Below are 22,770 nucleotides of genomic sequence, written 5' to 3'. Positions count from 1 at the left end.
TAGCCGTCCCCTCACGGGGTCCCGTCTTCGCCCGATTGCGGACTTTCCCGGAAGCTCTGCAGCGGGCTGGCATCGTCGAGCACGTTGTCGATGAAGTCCGACAAGTCGACGCCTGCTTCCTGAATCTCCGTGCCGTCGTAATCGAGCACGATCGTGCAGTGGCTGTCCGCACGATCACGCCAATACGGCAAGTAATAGGCAAGGTTGTCGTGCTTGTCGAACGCCGCCGTGAGCAGATCCGAATCTTCTTTCCAGAGCACGAGGCGCTCTTCGTCGCTGAGCTCGGGGAAAAAACGCCTGTACGAATACGACGAAAACGTGTGATCCCGCAAGAAGTACGTCACCGCCAGCCGATCTTTCGGCAAGAGCTCCGATAGCTTCAGGATCACCCCGCCCATGTCGTTCGAGTCGTACGCGACGGGGACCGTTTCGAAGACGCTATCGAGATCCCAGGCTTGTCGAATGGTATCGTAAAGCGGTTTGGAATGCACGGACCCGGGAAATAGCGGGCCGGAATCGTCGATCAAATACGCACGTTCGGGCGCGAGCGCATTTCGCACGAACCAATGCCCCGCGATCGATCCTGCTCCACCCGCGCTGCAGCCGCCCACCACGAGCCGCGACGTATTCTTGAATATCGTTGCCGTATATTCCGCGGCAGCCACCATGTTCTTGTAACCATTGTGATGAAATTCGAGATCCGGATCTTTGCCAAGCGGATCTACATACGTTCGCACCGTGTTGCCGATGTGTACGTCGCCCGTGCAATACGGCAGATAAACATAGTTCCAGTCCCGGAAATGATTCGTCTCGTCGGCGCGCCTCAAGAACGGGAAGACCAGTTGCCAACCCAGGATGTGACCATCCGTGATCCCCTCGGTATTGGACGCTCCGAGCCCCGTTTTTCCTGCGCAACTGTCGTAATCCCAGCATGCCCCACCAGGCTCGAACATGAACAGCACGTCCTTGCTGCCGACGAGCGACGGATTCACGAAGAACTTGTACTGACTGCCATTCGCGCAGACCGTGCCGGGAAGCTCCACCTTCGTCCAGGCTCCCGGTTCCAGCCCAAGCTCCTCCATCGAGGGTTCCGTCTTTTGGGCGTCGACGTCGTCGCTGCCGCAGCCCGAGAGAAAAAACAAGGACAGGCCGATGAAAGAAAAGATGGTCGCGCGCATGGGAAAACACTAACGAATTCCCGAGCGCATGACAAGAGCATCGAAAGGATTTCGATTGTGCTTTCGCTTGCGAGAGATCATTGCGTGAAGTGCATCCGCCCGGTACACTCGCGCCCGTCATGACCGCTCCGTTGCCACGACAGATTTCACGGCAGGCTGTCATTTTGGCTGGTGGTCTCGCTACGCGCATGTACCCGCGCACGCGCCACGTGCCCAAGTTTCTTTTGCCTGTTCTTGGCCGTCCATTCGGCCATCTCTTGCTCGAACGACTTGCGGCATCGGGGTATACCGATATCGTTCTTTGCACAGGGCATCTTGGAGATGCGATTCGTGACAGCGTTGGGGATGGCCGTTCATTCGGTCTTCGCGTGGTGATATCGGATGAAGGAGCCACGCGCCTCGGAACGGCAGGCGCGCTTCGTCATGCGCTTGCCCTGCTCGATTCGACGTTCCTCGTCACGTATGGCGATTCGTATCTTCCGTTCGATTATGCATTGCCGCTCGACGACTTGAATACGCATCCCGAGGTGCTCGGGACGATGAGCGTGTTTCATAATGAAGATCGCTGGGACAGTTCGAATTGCGAAGTTTCAGGGGACATGGTGGTTCGGTATGAAAAACGCCCGCCTGGAAGTCCACGTGACCCGCGGCTCGATTACATCGATTACGGAGCGATCGCGTTGCGGCGCGAGGTCATAGCTGGGCTACCGGAAGGACCGTCGGACTTGGCGGTCGTGCAGCGAGACCTTGCGCGAGCTGGGAAATTGCGGGCGCTTTTGGCGACCGAGCGATTTCACGAGATAGGTTCCGAGGCTGGGCTTCGGGACCTCGAGGCATACATCGCGACGCGTGGCCGCTGAAAACGGAAAGGAACAATCGCGCGGTAACGGTTGTCGACTGGCCCGGCGCATGGGGACGTTTGGACGATGCTCGCAAATGCGTAAAAGCCAGAGGTTTCGGATAAATTTGGAGGCGGCTCGAAAAAGTTCGGAACCTTTGATGCAGTGGTCTGTCAAGCCGCGCCGTGACCCGCTTACTCGTGGAGAGTTTGCGAGGGATATCGTGGAAGGAGCACACCATGGGCGGCGTGGACGTTGGCGGCGAGGGTGGGAAGAAGAAAGCAACGAATGCGGAAATCAACATGGTTCCGTTCATCGATCTTTTGATGTGTACCATCGCGTTTCTGCTCATTACGGCCGTGTGGGTGACGAATTCGCGCATGAACGCGGATGCTCAGGTCCCGGGTCCGCCGAGCCCCGACCCGCCGACGGTCGTGCCTCCTGAAAAAGTGCTCAATGTTCACATTGGAGAAACCGATTTCGGTCTCGTGTGGAAACAAGGCGCAACGGTCGTGAGCGAGGTGCGCATCCCGAAGGGATCCGGCGAAGGCAGCGATATCGTGCGTTATCCGGAATTGGCGAAGCGGATCGAGCAAGAGTGGCAGCAGAATGCGAATCACCGCGATCCGAGCGACAAGAAGCTCGATCAGGCGATATTGCACAGCGACAATCGGACGCCGTTCAAGGAAATCGTAGCGGTGCTCGATGCGCTCTATTCGACGCGGCGCACGGTCAAACTGCAAGATGGCGACAAGGAAATGCCCGCGTTCAACATGACGTTCGCGGCGCGGTGATTCAGGAATGCCGGGGGCCGATCAAGGAATCCCAGCGATGAACCTCGCGACGAAGATATCCGCTTCGGTGGAACTGGGATCTTGCATGAGAAAATTCTGCCCGCCCTGACCATTCGAAAAATCGAGGCTCTTGGTCCAGCCCCCTGCGAGTATCGTGCTCGATTGTGCTACTGCCACGTGCACGTGTCTCGACGTGAACGATTCCCCGTGGCCTGCGAAGTATTCGAATGAAAGAAGTTTGAAAACCACTGGGTCGAGCACTGCAAGGAAAGCTGTGTTGCTTGCGCCGCCGCCTGGTGCGACCGGCCCGACGATATCGGGCCGAGCGGGATCAACCGCCATCGTTGTCGCGAACGTACCCGAGACGAAGAGTTTCCCAGCGCCCAGGGCGACGCCGCTGGCTCGCGTCCCTTCGAATACCTGCGCGCCACCGGGAAGAACGATCGCGTTTGGGGCGCCATCGGCTGGGCGAATCCGCGCCACAAATGCTGCGGGCTGTCCCGACGCGAGCCCCGGTTCGAAGACCGTTTGCCCATTCACCTGCCCCACGACGACGACATTCCCCGTCTCATCCACTTCGATGGCGGCAGGCTCGATCGACCCGCTTCCGCCGCCGCTTTGTCCGTAGACGTAAAGGTTTAGTGGTGCCCCGGTCTCCGTATTGTGTGGAGCGAGGAACATGTCGGCACCAGCGCCGGCGTCCTTGTTGACCACCGAATTCGACAAAATGTTTTGGAACTGCCCGGTGATCCATAAATTGGAAGCGTTGTCGAGACGCATGGCCACCGGCTTGACGTTACCCGCACCAGTGCTGTACGTCTGAGCCCATTGGCAGGCACCGTTTCCATTGTATTTTATGATGAACATCCCCGTGACGATGTTCACCATGGTCCCTGATCCCGCAGGGCACTCGATGTTGAAGCCGCTCGTCGTGGTGCCCACGGCATAGATGTTGTCGGATGCGTCGACGTCGATGGCGGTAATCCTTGCATATTGATTGGCGTTGCTGCTGGATATGTTCCATATCGTAGCGGTTGGATTCGAAGGGCTGCGCTTTTCGATGTATGAGTACTCGGTTTCGCCAGATTTCAAAAAGCCTGCAGCAATGATGTCGCCTTTCGAATCGGCTGCGACGGCAAGGTACTCGCCTGAAGGACCCTGCTGCGCCCATTCTACGCCGCCGCCCGCATGCATCCGGGCGAGAAAACTTTGGTAGGACGCACCGGGCGGGAGTGGCACCGCGTCCAGCGAAAACGCGTCTTGGCTGTAAGCGCCTGCAATGATGATATTTTCGTTCTTGTCGAGCGCTACCGTATTAACTTCCTGTCGCTTTTCGAGGCTCCCAAACCGTTTGGCCCACGCAAGCTGCATGCAGGTACCCGCATTGCAATTGGCAAGTGCAGGGTCATTGCAGATTGATACGTTGCATTCTCCGATTCCGCCCGTTCCGCCCGCCCCACCCATTCCGCTCGAGCTCGACGAACCAGCCGGCTCGCCCCCATTGCCACCCGTCGCAGCGGTACCACCTCCAGTGCCGCCCGCATTTTCTCCCCCGCTCCCGCCCGTTCCCTGCCCATCGTGTTTGTCGTAGTCATACGCGAGGATGCAGCCGCCGAGCATCGCAATGGACGTACCAATCAAAAGTTTGTTAAAAGAATCCACTAGAACCTCCCGGACAAACCAATTCCTGCGCCACCCGGCATGAAAAGCGGTACGACGGCCGCATCCTTGGGCTTTTCGGTCGCCGACTTCGGCGCCGTGAGCACCAAAATGAGCCCCGCGCCTATCCCGGCCAAACCCACGCCAAACGTCACCGTATTCGCTACGAGAAGCGACTTGTATTGCGACACCTTCTCATTTCGCTGTGCCATGCTGCAACCATCGCCGCACGCCTCAATCTCGTCGTCCGCCGAAGAGACCCCGTACGCCGTCCCCGCGCTCGCGAGCAGACCCACGACCCCGAGACCTCCCACGACAAACCCCGCCACGCGGCGCGGATGAGGCGGTGGAGGCGGCGGCGCTGGGCCTCCCAAGGAAGGCGCTGCCGTTGCCGAACCCGTCACGGATGCGACGGGTGCACCGATCGTAACGACAAACTCGGTGCGCTCTCGTTCGGCAATCGTGATCTCGCGGCGAACGTCTTGCCTCCCTTTCGCCCGAATGACGAACACATGCTTGCCAGGATTTACACGCAAGGGCCTGACGAGCTCCGCAGGAGAAAGCTCGGCATCGTCGAAAATCACGGCTGCTCGAGCGCTCGCTGCAGGCGTCACCACGCGAATGCGCGGAACCCGCGGATCGAGCACTCCGATGCGTTCCTTGGCCACTTTGGTGCGAGGGTCGGCGGGGTCATCGACGAGCGCCATGCCCCGTTCCCAGTGTTCGAGCGCAGAGGCGATGCGCCCGTCACGTTCGTCGCATTGCGCCACGGTGAAGTGCGAGTTCGCAACGGCGAAGAGCTCGAGGCTCTGACGAACTTTGGGGCAGCCGCCCGCCCAATTTCCGCCGTCGATTGCCTTGCGTCCCTCGAGAAACAAGGTTTGCGCTCGGGTCTTGGCGTCGGGTTCGTCCGCGGCTACGTCGCCAAACCCGATCGCGATCGGCACGATGACCGTGCCGATGAGAGATACGCCAAGACGGAAGCGGTGCATGAGGGGCATCATCAGTTGAAACCGCCGAAAATTTTTGTCGTTGAAGTGCCTGTCGGGGCGGTCTTGTTCGTGCCGAGAGGTTTGGACGGCGAAACTGGCGCGCCTGCATCGCGTGCAGGGGATGTAGCTGGCGGTGATGCGTCCGGCGCGGATGATGCTGCTACGGCGGGGAGCGTCGTGGCCGATGCATTCGTACTGGGCGCGCCCACCGGGCCTGCCGGCAAGACGCTGGGAGCCGACGTCAACGCCGCGCTATCGCTCGCGACCGCAACTGTCGACGACGTCTCCGTCGAGCCGACCATGATGGCGGAAATGCCGCCAGCAACGGCCGCGAGCGCAATTCCGCCGATGATGAATGGAGTTTTCGATCGTGCAGGCGCAGTCGACAAACGCTTTGCCGTGGGCGCAAAGTCGCTGATGCTCGCCGCGCTCGTCAAAGACGGTCGACCGACTGGAACGAGGTTCTGCGGCTCGCCGTGTTTTTCCAGGTACGCAATCGCGCGGCGCACGGCGGCTTGCATTGCACGCGCATCGTCGAAACGATCCTTCGGATCAAACGCGAGCGCCTTGTCGATGGGATCGGCGACTTCGGCAGGAAGACCTGGCAAAACCGTTCGAATGGGCGGCGCCGGATGCGTCATCGCCTTCAAGAGAAGCTGATTCAATGTTGCCGCTTCGTGCACGTGACGCCCGATGATCATACTGAACATCGTTGCACCAACGGCCCAAAGATCGCTTCGCCCATCGACTCGATTCCATTCTCCCAAAGCCTGCTCGGGCGGCATGAACGCCGGCGTTCCCATCGCGCTGCCCGTCTTCGTCATCTTCGCGGACGATTGCACCTCGCGCATGCGTGCGATTCCGAAGTCGAGCACTTTCAGGTTGCCGTCGTCCGTGATGAAGATGTTGTCCGGCTTCAGGTCGCGATGGACGATGCCTTTGTCGTGTGCCGCCGCGAGTGCGTCGAGAAGTTTGTCGGCATGACGCATCGTCTCCAGAAGCCCAAGGCGTTTGTCCGGACGCTCCTGCGAGAGCTCCTCGAGCGTCTTGCCGACGAGCAGCTCCATGACGATGAACACCGATCCATCTTCGGCTACGTCATCGTCGAAAACGCTGACGGCACCCGGGTGATTCACGGTGTTTGCGACGTAGCCTTCGCGCAGAAATCGTGCGCGAACGTCGGCGTCGGTGGAGTGCTCGAGGTGGAGCATCTTGATCGCGCCGCGTTTGCCGTTGCGGTGCGTGCCTTCGTAAACGGCCGCCATGCCACCGACCCCGAGCAACCGATCGATGGTCCACTTGCCGCGTAAAACTGCACCAACGCGAGCTTTGGCGCGTTGCGTGATCGGGTCGTCGACGAGCTCGGGCGAGCTTTCGACCATGCGGGGTGTCTTCACGCCAAACCTCGCGACGTCGCGCTGCATGGTCGCAGGGCAAAGGGGGAAAATCGCCTCGGTAATCCCTGATGACGTTGCACGTGCTCTACCTTTGAAACGCGCGAGCTAGGGCAGTTGGGTCGCTCGAGGCGCCCACCATGCCGCAAACATCCTTTACAACTTTCGGCCCAGGGTGCACAAGCTTGCGACACGAAGGGTCCGAGCGCTCGAGGCTTTCGCCACAAAAAACGAGTGCTTGGCGCTTCACGTGATTGTATGAAGCGCGGTACGCTCCCGCCCCTTCCGAGGAATCGCATGACCACGAAGCTCGATACGACGCACGCAAACGCCTTCACCGATCGCATCTGGGAGCAGGAGATCGTTCCATCGATCACCGAATACATCAGCATCCCGTGCAAGTCTCCGTCGTTCGATCGCGACTGGCGCGAACATGGCCACATGGACCGCGCCGTTGCGCTCATCGAGGCATGGTGTCGAAAGCAGCCCATCCCGGGTTTGTCCGTGGAGGTCGTGCGTTTGGAAGGACGAACTCCGGTCATCTTCATGGAGCTGCCCGGCAAGGGCGACGACACCGTGCTCCTCTACGGTCACCTCGACAAACAGCCTGAAATGATCGGTTGGGACGAAGGCAAAGGACCTTGGCAACCGGTGCGTGAAGGCGACAAACTCTACGGACGCGGCGGCGCCGACGATGGGTACTCGGCGTTCGCATCGCTCGCGGCGCTGCGACTTCTTGCAGAACAGGGGATTCCGCACGCGCGCTGCGTGATCTTGATCGAAGCGTGCGAGGAGAGCGGGAGCTTCGACTTGCCCGCATACATCGATGCGCTGGCGCCCCGCATCGGTCATCCGAGCCTCGTCGTGTGCCTCGATTCGGGCTGTGGGAATTACGAGCAGCTTTGGACGACCACGAGTCTGCGTGGACTCGTCGGTGGCACGCTCGAAGTCAAAATACTGCGCGAAGGCGTGCATTCGGGCGCAGCGACCGGCATCGTCGCATCGACGTTCCGCATCTTGCGCCAGCTACTTTCGCGCGTAGAGGACGAGAAAACCGGCCGGGTTTTACTTGAAGAACTCTACACCGACATTCCAGAAGGGCGCGTCGAGCAAGCGCAGCGAGCAGCCGAAGTGCTCGGGTCGATGTGTTACCTGGAAATGCCGTGGGTCGATGGCGCATGTCCCGTGTGCGAGGACCATCAGGAGCTGCTCTTGAATCGCACGTGGCGTCCTGCAATGGCGGTGATTGGCGCCGATGGTTTGCCGCCTCTTGCGAGCGCTGGCAACGTGCTTCGCCCGTCGACGAAGCTGAAGATCTCGATGCGGATTCCTCCGCGGGTCGATCCGGATAAAGCGACGCGAGCGCTCAAAGAAGCACTCGAGAAAGATCCGCCGTACGGGGCGCAAGTGACGTTTGCCGCGTCGAGTCCTGCGCAAGGTTGGGATGCCCCGCCGCTCGCCGATTGGCTCGACAAAGCAATGCAAAATGCGTCGCGTACGTTTTTTGGCCGTCCGGCGATGGCATTTGGCGAAGGTGGAACCATTCCCTTCATGGGTATGCTCGGTGAAAAATTCCCCGAAGCACAATTTCTCATCACTGGCGTGCTCGGGCCGCAATCGAATGCGCACGGTCCAAACGAATTCTTGCACATCGCTTATGGCAAGAAACTCACCGCATGCGTCGCGAGCGTCATTGCCGATCACTTCACGCGGCGGTGAAATACGATTGATTCAGCTACGAAAGGTCGGGGAGACCGTATGTCGAGCGGGAGTGTAACGTCGTCGGATCCGGACGGTATCTTACACGTCGATTGGCCCGTGGTCGGCGACGAGGAGCAGCTTCCAGCCGATCCAATGGCTGCCCTCGACAAACTCACGCAGCTCAACGGGTCGAGCACGTCGGCAGGAGCGCACGCGTGCGGTGCCGTGTCGCTCGTCGGCGCGACGCTCGCCGTGCACGGATATGCCGGATTGCGGCGTTTGGTCGATGCGATTGCGGAGGAGCTCTCCGACGACACGCGAAACGCGCTCGAACGGCTCGCGGATGAAATCGGCGCGGGTGGAGCGGGCGCTACATTCGGCGTGCTCGCTGATTACGCGATTTTGATCTACCGCCGTTATCGAGGTATGGACGGCGGTATGGATTTCCGAAAATTGCAGCACCTGATGGATCGCGCCGGATTTGTGGCTCCCAGCACGATGAATGACGACGACATCGGACGCACCATCGGAAAAGCGGGGCAATGCTGGCCTGCCAAGATATCCATTTTTGGTACCGACGGGGATCATTGGATCATGGTGGGCCGTGACGCTCGGGGACTCTTCGTTTTCGACCCCTACCCTCGTGATGATGGCAGCCAAATCATCCGTCCGGGCGAAGCGGACTGGAAGCGTTATGTCGAGGCCATTGGCAAAGACGAACAAGGCAAGAACACGATTGGTTTTTTGCCGAAGTGATACGATTCGAATGGCCTTGACGCCCGAGCGCAAAGCGAATTGAGCACGCATGACCTCGACTGGAATCGAACGCCTCAACGCTTACTTACGTGCCCAGCCACCCAAAAGCGCTGCACCCACCGACATGCGGGCGTGGTTTTTGGAGCTCATTGCCGTCACGCCCATTCCCGACGGCGCAAAGCTCGAACCTTCCACATGTCCCGTGCCGGCTTCGTGGATCAATCCCGAGGGCGCCGACGCTGGGCGCGTCATCTTGTACTGCCACGGCGGTGCGTACGTTCTCGGCTCGCCCGCGACGCACCTCGAAATGGTGCATCGTTTTGCAAAAGCGGCATCGGCACGTGCGTTGTCCGTCGATTATCGACTCTTGCCTGAAAACCCCTACCCCGCTTGCATCGACGACGTTCTGCATGCATATCGATACCTGCTGAACGAAGGCATCGCGGCATCTCACATTGCCATTGCCGGGGATTCGGCCGGTGGTGGAATCACCATGTCCGCGGCGCTTCGCATTCGGGAAGGCGGACTTCCGCAACCTGGATGTTTGGTGTGTTTTTCGCCATGGGTCGACTTTACAGTCTCGGGCGAATCCATCAAGACGAATGCCGACTGGGACGCGATGGTCGATGCGAGGCTGCTCCCCAAGCTTTCACAGATGATCTTGAATGGTCAGGATCCCACTTCATCGTCGCCTCTCTTTGCAGACCTGTCGAATTTGCCGCCACTCCTCGTCCAAGCCGGCAAACACGAAGTGCTTCTCGATGATTCCCGCAAGCTCGCGGAACGTTACAAAGAAGCAGGCGGAAGCGTGGTGCTCGAAGCTTGGGACAAAATGACGCACGTTTTCCAGGCGTTTCCCACGTTCGTTCCCGAAGCCACAGAAGCCATCGAACGCGCTGGCGCGTTTGTCAAAGAAAAACTCGGCTCATGAAATCTACCGCATCCATTCGTTTTTCCTCTTCATGATTTCGTTGTCTGTTTGGAAAAACGCATGGACGATGCGCGTAGTTTGCCTTTTGGGGCTGTCCGCAAGCTGTTTGTCTTGCCGCGATCGTTCATCGCCCACCGAAAAGGCAACGAGCGATCGAATGCAGGTCGAAGCTCTTCCGCATCTGCCTGCGGGTTTGACCCTACGTTTGACGCCACGTCCAGAGCAAGCTCGAGTCGATGTCGAAATGCATCTCGTGGGGCCGGATGCTACGGCGATGAAAGAATTGGTCATTGCGAGGGCGTGGGCGAATATCGACGGGTTTGCTGCGATTCGAGCCTTGCGTGTGCGTGATGCGCGAGGCGAAATCGCGACGCGTCCTGGGCCCGATGCGGGGCCCGATCGCACGATCGAGCTAGAACGTTCACCCCTGCTCGAACACGTGGAAATTCGTTATTCCGTCGCGTCGGCGCCGGCAAATGCTCCGCGATTTGCGCTGCATGTCGATCGCGAGCGTTTTTCCGGCGTGGGGCATACGTTCTTGTTATTGCCACGCCTCGACAAACCCGCTGCCGTTCATTTGCAGATCCGTTCGAGCACGCTTGCTTCGGGTGCATCGGGGGCGACGTCGTTCGGTACGGGAGACGAAATCGAAGTTTCGGCGACGTCGCGGGAAATTGCGCATGGCGTGTATGCATCGGGGCGTTTGCGCGCGATCGAGCGGCCGAATGCCGGACGCCTCGTGCTCCTCGGAAGGCCCGCATTCGACGCGGACGCGGCTCATCGAGCGATTACCAAGGCGCACCGAGCGCTCGAGCGTACGTTTGTCTCGGTGCACGAGGAAAAACCGGAGCGTTTTTCTTATATCGTGATGACCGAACCGGGCTTGGGCAAAGGACACGACGGAGCGCTTCTTGGCAAATCGTTTGGATTGTGGATGGGCAGTGAAGCTCCCTTCGATGCATCGAGGATCATCGCTGCAACGCACGAGCTTGCGCATGCCTGGATTGGCGGAGCCGTGCGGCTCGTCAGCGATCGTGGTGACGAACAAGCATGGTTTTCCGAAGGGTTTGCCGTTCATTACGCGCGCAAAGTGGCCCTCGCGGAAAAACTCGTCAATCCAGATGAATTTGCTGACGACGTCGAAAAAACGCTGGGACCAGGCGTGAGCGATTTGGGATCGCACCCCATTCCTCGGTCGCGTGAAGCGTATCAACGAGGCGCGCTTTATGCCGCGCAAATCGATGCGGCCATACAAAAATCGTCCAAGGGTAAACGTTCGCTCGATGATCTCATGCGAAAACTGTTTTCCCGTCGTTCGTCCGAAGCGTCGACGAGCGTGCCGGTCGACGTGTTTCGAGATCTCGTCGCCGAAGAATTGGGACCGGGTCGAGGTGAAGAATTGTCTTGGGTCATGGTGCAAGGCCACGGCGAAATTCGGCTCGATGACGATACATTCGGAAAGTGTTTTCACAGGTCGCGAACCAAAACGAAGGTATTCGAGCTCGGATTCGATCGACAAAGCATGCGACGCACGCCGCAAATGATTCGAGGATTGGTGGCGGGATCGGCGGCGGCGCGCGCGGGCCTCGTCGAAGGCGCCATCGTTCTTTCGTCGAAGCTGCCAAGTGAATTCGATACTGATTTCGACAAACCCGTGGAAATCGTCGTGGCGGCTCCTCGAGGGAGCAAAAAAATTCGCTATCTCCCCGTTGGCGAACGCGAAGACGTTCACTGGGCTGCGAAAAAGGGATGTTCGGATTGACCTGAAAAGCATTCACGCGCCGTGTGGTTCGTCGCCCACGCGCCGTGTCACTCGTCGAACGCTCCACCTTCCGCAATTGCAGGTATTGCGCTGATTCCCGCTTGGATCGGTTCGTGCCAGACGCGGGCCGTCATCGTGGAGGCTCGCATGTCACGTCGCCGTTCGCTCATTTTTGCCGCATCGTCTCTGTCGATTCTTGCTGGCTGCGGGAGCGCTCCTACCGCTTCGCCGCGATCGTATTCGGCGCCTTTGCCGAGCGCTGCGGAGCCTACGTCAATCGCGCATGAAGGCGTGCTGGCTGCTCCATCGAATGCAAGTCCGTGTGCTGCGCGTCGTGAAGCCGCATTGCGGCCCATGCAGGCGGGCCGCGGTGATCGCGTCGTGCTTGCCAAGCGCGGCCAGAAGACACTCGCATTCGTCGCGAACGAGGACGATGGCGCCATACATACGATTGACCTGGACAAACGTGACGAAACGGGTGTTACGCCGCTTCCGGGATCACCTTCGGCATTGGTGTTCTTGTCGGATGGACGGCTTGCCGTGGCATTGCGGGACCGAAATGAAGTGCTGCTGCTGGAGGCAAAGGACGACGCGTCTGGGGAGCTCGAAACGCGGTGTCGCGTGGATGTGGCGAGCGAGCCCGTGGGATTGGCGTCGGTCGTGACGAACGATGCAGAGCGAATCGTCGTGACGAGTGGTTATGGGCATGCTTTGGGCATCATCGATACGAATTCGTTCGAGGTCGAGCGAGTTGTCAATCTTGCGCGGGATCCGCGGGCGGTCGTGGTTTCCGGAGGGCATGCATTCGTGAGCCACGTGGTGTCTGCGGACATCAGCGTCGTGGAGCTCGAATCGGGCGCGGTGGACAAAGTCAATACGCTGTCGAACAAGCGCATTCGTTCCTTTGGTCATGTGTCGGAAGGCGATCCCGTTCTGGGAGGGCAAGCATTTGCGCTGGCCATGAATGAACGCGGGCGCCTATTTGCGCCCATGGTTGCGGTCGATCCGGGCGAGCCAAAGATTACGACGGCTTATGGTGGCGCGGAAAATCCCATCAAACCGTTCGTCGGTGTCGTGGATCTCGTGGCCAAAAAAGAAATCAACATTCCAATTCCTCTAGCCAATAATCACAGTCTCGAGTGCATGTTGCCGCGGGCTGCGGCAGCGGTGGGCGATCGGCTTTTCGTTACGTGTTTGGGCTCGGATGAGCTGGTCGAATTGGACGGTCGTGCGCAAAATGCGGCGCAATTCATTCGGCGTCGCGTGCAGCTACCGCGGGGGCCGCTGGGGCTCGCGGTGCTCGATCGCACGGCGGTCGTCATGTCGCAATTCGATCGCGCGGTGAGCATCGTGTCCGTCGACGAATACGACGCAAAGCCCGTCACGATTGCGTTATCACGTCCTTCGGGCGAAGTGGACGAAGCATTCGAGCGTGGGCGCCGAATGTTTCACGATCCGTTCGAACCGCGCATTTCAAGGGATGGCCGGGCGTGTGCCAGTTGTCATCCGGATGGCCGGGAGGATGGTTTTACTTGGTCGACGCCGGATGGACCGCGCCAAACCATTTCGCTTGCTGGACGTCTTCCGAATGCAGCGCCTTATGGTTGGTTCGGGGATCATGGGAGTGTGCAAAATCATCTGACGCATACGGTTTCGCGCCTGGGAGGCCAGGGATTCGACACGAAGGATCGCGCCGATTTGGATGCGCTAGTCACGTACATTTCGCGCATGAAGGCGCCCGTGGCCACGCCAAACCTCGCGTCCAAAGAATTGATTACGAAGGGTCGGGAACTTTTTCACGATGTCGCTCAAGGGTGTGGTTTTTGTCATGCGGAAGGCGGCACGGATCGAGAGAGGCACGATATTGGAACGGGTCGGGCGCTGGAAGCAAGAATGTCCTTCGATACGCCGTCATTGATGTCGATTGCAGGCAGCGCACCGTATTTCCACGACGGTCGTTACAAGTCACTGGATGAGCTTTTGGCAAAAGCGGACGATAAAATGGGTCATGCGAAGCACTTGAATGCCGATCAGCGCGCAGCCATGGTGGCCTACATGGAATCGCTTGCCCCTGCGCCCGCGCCTGAGCTCGAGATGCGGCAATTCATTCGACGAGCCAATACAATTTCGTTGCCGACCGTGGCAAACAATCCGGTGGAAAAGCTTGCGCTTCGTCAAACGCCACCGCGAAAAACGCTGGAGATGGTCGATCTCGATGTGGACGCGTTGCCCGTCGTCGAAATTGAGCCTGGCGTGAAGTACGTCGATACGAACCCGGAGCCGCAAGGCGGAGTCGTGAAAAACTTGCTCGTATGGAAATCAGGATGTGCAGCCATTCCCCATCACAGCGCAGCGCATTTGTTGCTCGATTGGCGTTCGACGGGGATGACGTACATGCTGGAGCGTTGCATTGGAGCGCCGGACGAGGATGGCCGGCGCGTTTGGCGTGACATGACGGCACAAACGGTGGATCCGCTTCCGGATGGCCGACTTCACGTGGAAGAGGACCGTGGATTCATTCGCGTCGGCACGCATGAATTCCGGGCGACGACGAGCATCGTTGCGGATGCAATGCCCATTGGAAATGGGCTGGCTTACGCATTCAGGACGAATTGCGCGAAGTGCAAGGAAGGCGAACGGGAAAAACTGCACGTCGTTGCTCCGTCCGATAACTTCTGGGGAGACGCATTCTTTCAATGGCGAACGATGAAGATTGACAAAGGAACGAGCGACAGCTTTTCGAGCATCTTCAATTTGCCGAACCTCGAGCGATGGAAGAAGGCCACGAAGGTGGAAGTGCCGACGGGGAGCAAAGTCGCAGCGCCGCGCAATGTGGTGTTTCGGATCGATACGTCGCGAACTTTTTCCGAGGACAAACCGCGCATCGCGGTTGGCCGGACGACGTGCGTGGAGAGTAGTTTCAGGTGTGATTGAATTGCGAACGAAGCAGGAGTAACAAACCCCAGATCATTGCCCCGCCCCCTTCGGCATCGTCGTCACCACCACGCGATGATGCCGCACGAGCGTCTGTTTCAGCGCCAGCTTCACCGTTTGCACGCTCATCTTGTCGAGCTCGGCCACAATCGCGTCCGTCGTCCCTGGGCCGAATGCTTCACGAATACGCGCGCTGTTCGCGAATTTCGGCGCGTTGTATGCGATTTCCCCGCCCTGACTCGCCAATTCCTTCTTCAAGCCCGCCTTCAAATGCGCCACCGCATAAGCGATTTCCACGCCCGTCGGCCCACTCTCCACGAATGCATCGATCTCCGCATCGAGACGCGCTTCGACCGCCGCAACGTCGTGTGGAATGGCCGGCATGACGTCGATCACCGCCACGCTCGCTCGACTGCCCGCATCGAGCTGCGCCTTCACCTCGGACGCATAACCCTTTTCCACGAGCGCTCGATCCAATCGCCCACCCTTGGAGCTCGAAAGAATCCACATCGCCACGCGCATCGCCGCGTGCAATTTCACGTTTTCTTCGCCGGGCGCAATCCATCCATACAGCGCCCGAACATTGGGCACGTTCTGCTCGACGACCAAACGCTCTTCGCGCGGGTGCAACCCGACATCCCCAGCCGCTCCGGTAGGCATCGAAATGAGCAGCCGATCGCATAGCTCTTGCACGCGCTTGCGCGACACGTCGCCAATCACCGTAATCGTAGCGCGATTCGGAGATCGTTCGAACGCAAACGATTCCGCAAGGAAGAGGTCGCGCGTGACCGACGCATCCTCACGTGCACCGAGCACACGCCCCTCGAGCGGATGACCCGGCGGAAACAGCGCATCACCAAGCGTCAGCCACGCCGGACCATACGGCGCCTGCTCCAGCGCACGACGCCGCGGAAGCGCGGACAAACGCCGCAAGCTCGCGAGCGGCGCACCCGTCGCTTCGCCCAGCAACAAGCGCAAACGACCCGCAGCAAGCTCGAAGCCGAGATCCACGTCGCGCTTGCTCACCGTGATCGTGTGCCGCACTTCGCCCGTGCCGAGCTGATCGAGCCCATCGGATACACCCACGACGGCACCCGCCTGCTCCTCCGCAATACGCACCGTGATCGCAACACGTGGAGCCGATGCATCCGTTCGAAGCCGTACGATTACGCCGTTTTGTAGGACAAACTTCTCGAAAGGATCCTCGAGCGACGCCTTCGTTGGTGTAGCAACGATGCCGAGCTGCTTCTGGATCGCCGCAGCGTTCAGGCCCTTGGCTGCCGTCTGCGCCGCGCGATCGTTCACCGCGAGCACGGACAGCGGATCACCCGCTTCTTGCCGCTGCCAACCAATGTCTCCGCCGATGTAAACCGCGGGCAACTTCGCGCCGAGTGCCCCAAGACCCGACATGTCGAGCCCGCTTGGTGTTTGTCCTGGTAGAATGAACGCCGGGAGGCGATTTTTCCCGATCGGCGAAGGCCGCGGCGGCAGTGGTGCCGCGCCATCGTCGTCCGTTTCGTCGGTGGGTATGCGCGGAACCGCAAGCGCGGAGGCATGCTCGGTCGCGCGATCCGCGTTTGGATCGTCCACTCGTTCGTGTTCGAGGTACGCGGGGAACGCTGCGAGCGTTTGTTGGATACGTTCGCCAGGCAAATGAATGATGTAGTCGCCGCCGTACGTCGGCGTGCGATCACGCAAGAGCTCCGGGTTGTACTCGCGCACCAAATGCGTCGAGATCCCTGCGGCTCGGGCGATCGTGCGTAGGCGCGTGCCTTCGGGAACCGCGATCTCGCCAAGTTCGAGCGATGGATCGGGGTGAAACATGTCCAGGCCAAACCGTGCGCGGTTGTTCGCGACAATCGCAAACGCGACGATTTGCGGCACGTAGTTCATCGTTTCTTCGGGCAAAAGCTTCTGCTGGGCAAGCTCGGCAAACCCGATCGGCGTCGCAGGGGCGCCCTTGGGTCGTGCTTCGGCAGCGCGCTGCATCCCGCGCAAAACGGTTTCGACGCCTGAGTTGTACGCAGCAAGCGCGAGATCCCAGCGACGGAACCGTTCGTAGAGATCCCGCAGATGCGCGACGGCCGCCGTCGTCGATCGCGTGATGCTGCGTCGTTCGTCGACCCACTGTGATTGTTCGAGGCCGTAAAGTGCGCCTGTTTCGGGCATGAACTGAAAAAGACCAACCGCCCCGGCCGGAGACGTCGCACGCGGATCGAAACCGCTCTCGATCGCCGCGAGCCACACGAGATCCTCGGGCAAACCTGCTTCCCGCAAGGCGTGTTCGATGATGGGACGATACTTCCCGCCGCGTGCGAAGCGTTCCCCGAACATGGTTCGTCCCGTGTCGTTTCGTGAGAAAAACTTCACAAAACGCATGGTTCGACGCGTGATCGGGATGCGCAGGTCGGGCATCGCGAGCGCCGAGAGCGTGCCGCTTTCGGGATTGTCGAGGTCTTCGTTCGTCGCCTTCTCGAAATCGCGCGCGATCGCAGCATCGAGCAGCCGATTTTCATCAATCCGCGGCAGCGATCCCGACGGTTCGTACGTCGCCGTGATGGGGCTGCGTTCGACGAGCGCCGGATCCCGAAACGCGCGATATGCCGCGGAAAGCGACGTGCGCAGCGACGGCGATCGAAGCGGCACGACGATCGCAGCGATGCCCACGAGGCTTGCCCCCGCGAGCATCAAGTGACGTCGTGCAATCGGCTTCATCGTCATCATTGTTGGCTAACTTCTCGCGGCTGGGAAGCGCTGCGATGGAGTTGTCGAACGTGCGTGCGCAGGAAACCGAGGCGTGGGCGACGAAATGTTGCGAGTGGCACGAAATACGCATGCATGCCCCGGTGTCTTTTCATGCGACACTCGGCGCGATGCACGGGCCGGTCGAAGCGCGAATTCGCGAACTCGTTGAAGGGGGCGGCGGCGAAGCCATTTTTGCCACGCGTTTCTTTCCTCTCGTGGAGCTCGATTCAGGAGCTCGCGTGGGTCTCGACGCGCAAGCATGCTTCGCGATCACGCTCCCGGATGCTCTCTGCACGTACGCACCCGAAGCGGGGCACATGTTCCACGAGGTTCTCGAGTGGAAACGGAGCAAGTTCGATGATGCGCTCGAAGAGGGAGCTGCAGTACATGGGCTCGCGCCAATCGAGGTGTCACTTTCATTTCCTGCTACAGGTATCGTTCGTGCGGTGCTCGTGAAGAACATGCACTACACGACGCGGCTTGCGCTCCAGTGGCTCAGGCCGACGGAATTGCGTGATGTGCAGGTCGAAATTCGCCACATCGTGCAAGACCGCGCGACGCCTACGCAGCTTCGAGATTTTGCGGCACGGCTGCTGGTGCGCGAGTGATCGTTCGATGCTGCAATTCCTGATGGGGAATCATTTTTCCGTGGAGATGAAAGGATCGTGATGCCGCCGGTTGAGAAGAAGCCATCTGCTGCCCTTCCCCCGCTGATAACGGCGCAGGATGTGGAGGCGGAGATTCAGCGCTTGTTCTTGTCGCAGGCAGGCTCGGGTCTCGTCATTCGCGTCTACGGTGAAGAGGGCGGCACGGCGGAAAACATCGAAGCTTTCCGCGAAATGCTGAACTCGCTGAGGCTCTACGACTACGGCACTGGCGCTGGCGAGGTCTACGTCGACGCGCCGAACTCGAGTGTCCTCACGCGTGCGCTCAACGTGCTCGCGCGCGAGCAACACCAAAAGCGCATTCTGGATCGAGTGCTCACGACGTTTGGCCATCACTTGATCGATCCGCTCGCGGCGATTCTCGATACGACGCCCGAAGGAACGATCATGTCGCGCCTGGGTGTGTTGCGAGACATGTTCTTGGCGCAGATTGCAGGGCTCAAGTTGACGCACGAGTCACAGGACATGCTGACGCAGGACCTGCTGATGGCGTTCGACGATGCGTATTTGCGGATGGTTGCGGAGCACGAGGAGCGCGTGCAGCGTCCGCGGGTACGCAAGTTGGCGCAGGAAATCTTGCGGCTGGTGGGCTCGACATTTCACGCGGCGCTGCGCGCGTGGCCGGAGCATGCGGACAACATCGCGATGCTGATATCGCGTCGAATGAAGGGCCAAGTGCACTTGCGCGAGGTGCCCACGTTGATTCGCGGGCAAATCTGCGCGGCCATCGAGGACTTCTTGTGGCTGGAGACGGCGAGCAAGATCGAGTCGGCGCTGGAGCCTTTGTTTGCGCAGCACAGCGGGCTCATGAGTGGTCCCATGCCCACGCTCGACCGATCGCTTTATGGCGAATTCGCTCAGGCATGTTGGGAGATCATTGCGGACTATTCGTAAAAGTCGACGATTGGTCATTGGGTAATTCCTGAATGATATCGCACAGCTACAAGGCTCGTGCGGCGCGTCGCGCGAGCTTCGACTACGTTGCGCGCCCATGACTGCACGCATCCTCGACGGGAAAGTTTTGGCTCAAAAGGTTCGCGACGAAGTTCGTGCCGACGTTGCTCGGTTCATGAGCGAATTCGGGCGTCCTCCGGGGCTCGACGTGGTGCTCGTCGGGGAAGATCCGGCAAGCGTCGTGTACACGCGTAACAAGGAAAAGGCGTCGAACGAGGTCGGTATGCGAGGGCGGCTTCATCGTCTCGCTGCGGACACGAGCGAAGCGGAGCTGCTCGAGCGCGTGCGGGCATTGTGCGCGGACGATTCGGTGGACGGCATTTTGGTGCAATTGCCGCTGCCGAAGCACATTCGCGAAGAGCGCGTCATCGAGGCGATCGTGCCATCGAAAGACGTGGATGGTTTTCATCCGATCAATGCAGGACTTCTGTCGACAGGTAAGCCGGCGCTCGTGCCATGCACGCCCACGGGATGCATGCGACTCATTGCTGAATCGGGCGTGTCTCTCGAAGGCTCGCGCGCGGTCGTGGTTGGGCGAAGCAACATCGTTGGAAAGCCTATGGCGATGCTGCTTCTCGCAGCGAATGCCACCGTGACGATGGCTCATTCACGCACGCGCGACTTGCCGGCGGTTTGTCGGGAAGCGGATGTGCTCGTGGTTGCCGTCGGGCGGGCTCGCATGGTGGGCGGCGATTGGATCAAGCCCGGCGCCGTCGTGATCGACGTGGGCATGAATCGCGATGCCAACGGCAAACTCTGTGGCGATGTGGATACGTCGGCCGCAGCGGAGCGTGCGTCGTACATCACGCCCGTGCCCGGTGGCGTCGGGCCGATGACGATTGCGTGTCTCTTGCAGAATACAGTTCGGGCCGCGCGTGCTCGGAAGCAGAGCGAACAGTTGCCTACGTCCTGACAATCTCTCGCCGACGTTCGAGAGTTTGGCGGTAGCATGTCGCGCAGATGCGCAACGAGATGGTCAAGTTCGTAGCGACCATCGGTAAAACATTGGTGCGCTCTGGGCCGGCCCAGCAGTTGCTCCAGCATGTTGCCGAAGAGATCGTCACGCATCTCGACGCAGCGCTCGTACGCATTTGGAGGCTGAACGCGACGGGCGAAGCGCTCGAATTGCGGGCAACTGCGGGCGCGGCGGCGCTTCCGGACGAAGCCCAGGATTGTATCGACGTTGGGGAGCACGGGATTGGCCGCATCGCAGGCGACATGCGTGCCTACGTGTCGAACGCGGTCGCGAACGAGCAGCACGTCGGTGAGCGGTCGTGGTTGATGCGCGAAGGCATCGTGTCGTTCGGTGGTTATCCGCTGATCATCGATCGCAGGCTCGTTGGCGTCGTAGCCGCTTACTTGCGCCATCCGCTGACGAGCGAAATGCAGGAGGCTCTTGCGACGGTGGCCGATCAGCTTGCGCTGGCGATTGATTACCGCCGTGCATCGAACGAGCTCGAAGTGGCCCGAGGCGAGATTGCGGAGGCCGAAAAAGCGAAGTTCCAGTTCCTGGCGAACATGAGCCACGAGCTGCGCACGCCGCTCAATTCCATCATCGGCATTACGACGCTTCTGGCCGACACTTCGCTCGGCAAGGAGCAGCGGCAGCACGTCGACCTCATTCGAATCAGTGGCGATGCGCTTCTCGGCCTCGTCAACGCGATGCTCGATTTTTCAAAGATGCAGTCGGGCGATCTCGAAGTCGAAGTGAGCGTGTTCGACCTGCACGCATGCGTCGAGGAGACGCTCGACTTGCTGGCACCTCAAGCGAGTCGCAAGCGGCTCGAGCTTTCGTACTCGATCGATCAGAAGACGCCGCAGCGCATTTACGGCGACCAGATGCGATTGCGCCAAGTGCTCATGAACTTGGTTGCCAACGCCATCAGGTTCACACGTGTTGGTGATGTGAACGTTTCGGTATCGACGCGAGCGCGTGAGCACGGGCTCGTCGAGATCACCTTTGCCATTCGAGACACCGGGATCGGCATCGCTTCGGAACGGCTTCAGCGCATGTTCAATCCGTTCGGTCAGACGGATGCATCGGCGGCGCACAAATTCGGTGGCACTCACTTGGGCCTGGCCATCTGCAAACGGCTTTGCGAAGTGATGAATGCGACCATCGATGTCGAAAGCGAGCTCGACAGGGGGACGACGTTCACCGTGACGCTCGTTGCGCGCGCCGTCGTGACCGAGCCGCTGCCGCATGTGCGACCTGCGCAGCCTCATCTCACGGGCCGTCGAGTGCTAGTGGTGGACGACAACGCGACGAGCCGCGAAATCCTGGCCGCTCACCTCGATGCGTGGGGAATGTCGGCCGTTGCGGTCGCTTCACCCGCCGACGCGTTGGCACGCATCAACAACGGCGACGCGTTCGAGCTTGCGCTGGTCGACGTGAACCATCCCGACGGAGCCGGCGCCGATGCTTCGACCGAGATTCATCGATTGCACGAAACCTTCGCTGCGATGCCCATCGTGCTGCTCGCTCCGCTGCTCGATCGCGCTCCGATGAGCGTGCGACGGGGCGCTATGTCGGTGGTGACCAAGCCCGTCAAGCCAGCACAGTTGTACAACGCGATCCACGAGGCTCTGTCGGTGGCGTCTCCAAGGCCGTCATCGTCGAAGCCGTCGGGGAGAATCGTTGCACCCATCGCTGCGCGTTTGCCGCTCCGAATACTGCTCGCCGAGGACGATGCCATCAGCCAGCAAGTCGCCTCGATGATGCTCGAACGGTTGGGATACCGCTGCGAGGTTGCGGCGAACGGGATGGAAGCGCTTGCGGCACTGTGGCGCAGTCATCACGACGTCGTGCTCATGGACGTGCAGATGCCCGACATGGACGGTTTCGAGGCAACGCGCATCATTTGGCGCGATTGGGAGCCGAATGATCGTCCGTTCATCATTGCGTTGACGGGCAGTGCGATGCCCGGTGAGCGCGAACGGTGCCTCGAAGCAGGCATGGATTATTATCTCGTCAAGCCAGTTCGTTTAGACGAACTGCGAACGGCTCTGGAGGCTGGTGCATCGTGGATCTCGAGCCGGAGGGACGTGACAGTGTCGTCTGCGGAAGTGCTCGATCCTCGGCCGATCGAGCAGTTACGGCATCTCGGGGCAGCCAGTGACGAAGGCATTGCCAACCAAATCGTGCAGTCGTTCTTCGTCGACACACCAACGCGGATCGCGGTGCTCCACGGTGCGCTCGCAACGAATGATCTGAAGCAGGTCGAGCTCGTTGCGAATTCGCTGAAAAGCGCGAGCGGCACGGTGGGCGCGAGGCAGCTTGCAGCGCTCTTCGCGGCCATCGAGGACAAGGCCGAAGCTGGGGATCACGAGGGGGTTGCGCGGCACGTGCACGACGTCGAACGCACTTTTGCCGACGCGCGCGAAGCGCTCGAACACGCAATGCGTGAGCACGATCAAGCGAAGAAGGGTGACAAGGCCGGCTGAGCTGCCTGCGCCTTCGAATCGA

16 protein-coding genes are annotated in these 22,770 nt (G+C 60.0%); 11 read left to right on the top strand and 5 right to left on the bottom strand.

Features of this window, described 5'->3' with window-relative positions:
* Nucleotides 1–11: 11 nt before the first annotated feature.
* Nucleotides 12–1,178: a hypothetical protein gene (locus tag IPM54_27125; protein MBK9263465.1), complete on the bottom strand. Its 1,167-nt coding sequence runs from the start codon at nucleotides 1,176–1,178 to the stop codon at nucleotides 12–14.
* A 119-nt stretch (nucleotides 1,179–1,297) separates the two neighbouring features.
* Between IPM54_27125 and IPM54_27120 the strand changes: the two genes are divergently transcribed.
* A complete protein-coding gene (locus tag IPM54_27120; GenBank protein ID MBK9263464.1) occupies nucleotides 1,298–2,038 on the top strand; it encodes an NTP transferase domain-containing protein in 741 nt (246 codons plus the stop codon).
* Between the two features lie 218 nt (nucleotides 2,039–2,256).
* Nucleotides 2,257–2,811, top strand: a complete 555-nt coding sequence (locus tag IPM54_27115) for a biopolymer transporter ExbD (protein ID MBK9263463.1) — start codon at nucleotides 2,257–2,259, stop codon at nucleotides 2,809–2,811.
* 21 nt (nucleotides 2,812–2,832) lie between these two features.
* On the opposite strand, the gene IPM54_27110 is transcribed toward IPM54_27115, so the two are convergent.
* From IPM54_27110 to IPM54_27100, 3 genes are read right to left on the bottom strand one after another with little or no spacing between them, the layout of a single operon-like run.
* Nucleotides 2,833–4,473, bottom strand: a complete 1,641-nt coding sequence (locus tag IPM54_27110) for a hypothetical protein (protein ID MBK9263462.1) — start codon at nucleotides 4,471–4,473, stop codon at nucleotides 2,833–2,835.
* Nucleotides 4,473–5,462, bottom strand: a complete 990-nt coding sequence (locus IPM54_27105; protein MBK9263461.1) for a hypothetical protein — start codon at nucleotides 5,460–5,462, stop codon at nucleotides 4,473–4,475. The genes IPM54_27110 and IPM54_27105 overlap by 1 nt, the downstream gene beginning before the upstream one ends.
* A gap of 11 nt (nucleotides 5,463–5,473) precedes the next feature.
* Complete coding sequence (locus IPM54_27100) at nucleotides 5,474–6,844, bottom strand: protein kinase (protein ID MBK9263460.1); 1,371 nt, start codon at nucleotides 6,842–6,844, stop codon at nucleotides 5,474–5,476.
* A 309-nt stretch (nucleotides 6,845–7,153) separates the two neighbouring features.
* Between IPM54_27100 and IPM54_27095 the strand changes: the two genes are divergently transcribed.
* From IPM54_27095 to IPM54_27075, 5 genes are all read left to right on the top strand, one after another.
* Entirely contained in the window at nucleotides 7,154–8,575 is a 1,422-nt protein-coding gene (locus IPM54_27095; protein ID MBK9263459.1) for a M20 family metallopeptidase, read from the top strand.
* 39 nt (nucleotides 8,576–8,614) lie between these two features.
* Entirely contained in the window at nucleotides 8,615–9,313 is a 699-nt protein-coding gene (locus IPM54_27090) for a hypothetical protein (protein MBK9263458.1), read from the top strand.
* A gap of 49 nt (nucleotides 9,314–9,362) precedes the next feature.
* Complete coding sequence (locus IPM54_27085; GenBank protein MBK9263457.1) at nucleotides 9,363–10,244, top strand: alpha/beta hydrolase; 882 nt, start codon at nucleotides 9,363–9,365, stop codon at nucleotides 10,242–10,244.
* A 157-nt stretch (nucleotides 10,245–10,401) separates the two neighbouring features.
* Entirely contained in the window at nucleotides 10,402–12,006 is a 1,605-nt protein-coding gene (locus IPM54_27080) for a hypothetical protein (protein ID MBK9263456.1), read from the top strand.
* A gap of 147 nt (nucleotides 12,007–12,153) precedes the next feature.
* A complete protein-coding gene (locus IPM54_27075; GenBank protein ID MBK9263455.1) occupies nucleotides 12,154–14,940 on the top strand; it encodes a c-type cytochrome in 2,787 nt (928 codons plus the stop codon).
* A 33-nt stretch (nucleotides 14,941–14,973) separates the two neighbouring features.
* Here the strand turns inward: IPM54_27075 and IPM54_27070 are convergent, their stop codons facing one another.
* Nucleotides 14,974–17,664: a transglycosylase SLT domain-containing protein gene (locus IPM54_27070; protein MBK9263454.1), complete on the bottom strand. Its 2,691-nt coding sequence runs from the start codon at nucleotides 17,662–17,664 to the stop codon at nucleotides 14,974–14,976.
* 35 nt (nucleotides 17,665–17,699) lie between these two features.
* On the opposite strand from IPM54_27070, the gene IPM54_27065 reads away from it, so the two are divergent.
* From IPM54_27065 to IPM54_27050, 4 genes are all read left to right on the top strand, one after another.
* Nucleotides 17,700–18,293 carry a hypothetical protein gene (locus IPM54_27065; protein MBK9263453.1) on the top strand — a complete coding sequence of 198 codons (594 nt, stop codon included), beginning with the start codon at nucleotides 17,700–17,702 and terminating at the stop codon, nucleotides 18,291–18,293.
* Between the two features lie 60 nt (nucleotides 18,294–18,353).
* A complete protein-coding gene (locus tag IPM54_27060) occupies nucleotides 18,354–19,244 on the top strand; it encodes a hypothetical protein (protein ID MBK9263452.1) in 891 nt (296 codons plus the stop codon).
* Between the two features lie 97 nt (nucleotides 19,245–19,341).
* A complete protein-coding gene (gene folD, locus IPM54_27055) occupies nucleotides 19,342–20,217 on the top strand; it encodes a bifunctional methylenetetrahydrofolate dehydrogenase/methenyltetrahydrofolate cyclohydrolase FolD (GenBank protein ID MBK9263451.1) in 876 nt (291 codons plus the stop codon).
* Nucleotides 20,218–20,264: 47 nt separating this feature from the next.
* Entirely contained in the window at nucleotides 20,265–22,748 is a 2,484-nt protein-coding gene (locus IPM54_27050; protein MBK9263450.1) for a response regulator, read from the top strand.
* Nucleotides 22,749–22,770: the final 22 nt, after the last annotated feature.

It is taken from the genome of Polyangiaceae bacterium (assembly GCA_016715885.1).
Lineage (GTDB): Bacteria > Myxococcota_A > Polyangia > Polyangiales > Polyangiaceae > Polyangium.
This window is presented reverse-complemented; position numbering and strand designations above follow the sequence as displayed.

Coding starts and splice junctions, on each gene's coding strand:
- IPM54_27125 (MBK9263465.1), bottom strand. CDS start 1,178: ATGCGCGCGACCATCTTTTCTTTCATCGGCCTGTCCTTGTTTTTTCTC.
- IPM54_27120 (MBK9263464.1), top strand. CDS start 1,298: ATGACCGCTCCGTTGCCACGACAGATTTCACGGCAGGCTGTCATTTTG.
- IPM54_27115 (MBK9263463.1), top strand. CDS start 2,257: ATGGGCGGCGTGGACGTTGGCGGCGAGGGTGGGAAGAAGAAAGCAACG.
- IPM54_27105 (MBK9263461.1), bottom strand. CDS start 5,462: ATGCACCGCTTCCGTCTTGGCGTATCTCTCATCGGCACGGTCATCGTG.
- IPM54_27100 (MBK9263460.1), bottom strand. CDS start 6,844: ATGGTCGAAAGCTCGCCCGAGCTCGTCGACGACCCGATCACGCAACGC.
- IPM54_27095 (MBK9263459.1), top strand. CDS start 7,154: ATGACCACGAAGCTCGATACGACGCACGCAAACGCCTTCACCGATCGC.
- IPM54_27090 (MBK9263458.1), top strand. CDS start 8,615: ATGTCGAGCGGGAGTGTAACGTCGTCGGATCCGGACGGTATCTTACAC.
- IPM54_27085 (MBK9263457.1), top strand. CDS start 9,363: ATGACCTCGACTGGAATCGAACGCCTCAACGCTTACTTACGTGCCCAG.
- IPM54_27080 (MBK9263456.1), top strand. CDS start 10,402: ATGCAGGTCGAAGCTCTTCCGCATCTGCCTGCGGGTTTGACCCTACGT.
- IPM54_27075 (MBK9263455.1), top strand. CDS start 12,154: ATGTCACGTCGCCGTTCGCTCATTTTTGCCGCATCGTCTCTGTCGATT.
- IPM54_27070 (MBK9263454.1), bottom strand. CDS start 17,664: ATGATGACGATGAAGCCGATTGCACGACGTCACTTGATGCTCGCGGGG.
- IPM54_27065 (MBK9263453.1), top strand. CDS start 17,700: ATGGAGTTGTCGAACGTGCGTGCGCAGGAAACCGAGGCGTGGGCGACG.
- IPM54_27060 (MBK9263452.1), top strand. CDS start 18,354: ATGCCGCCGGTTGAGAAGAAGCCATCTGCTGCCCTTCCCCCGCTGATA.
- folD (MBK9263451.1), top strand. CDS start 19,342: ATGACTGCACGCATCCTCGACGGGAAAGTTTTGGCTCAAAAGGTTCGC.
- IPM54_27050 (MBK9263450.1), top strand. CDS start 20,265: ATGCGCAACGAGATGGTCAAGTTCGTAGCGACCATCGGTAAAACATTG.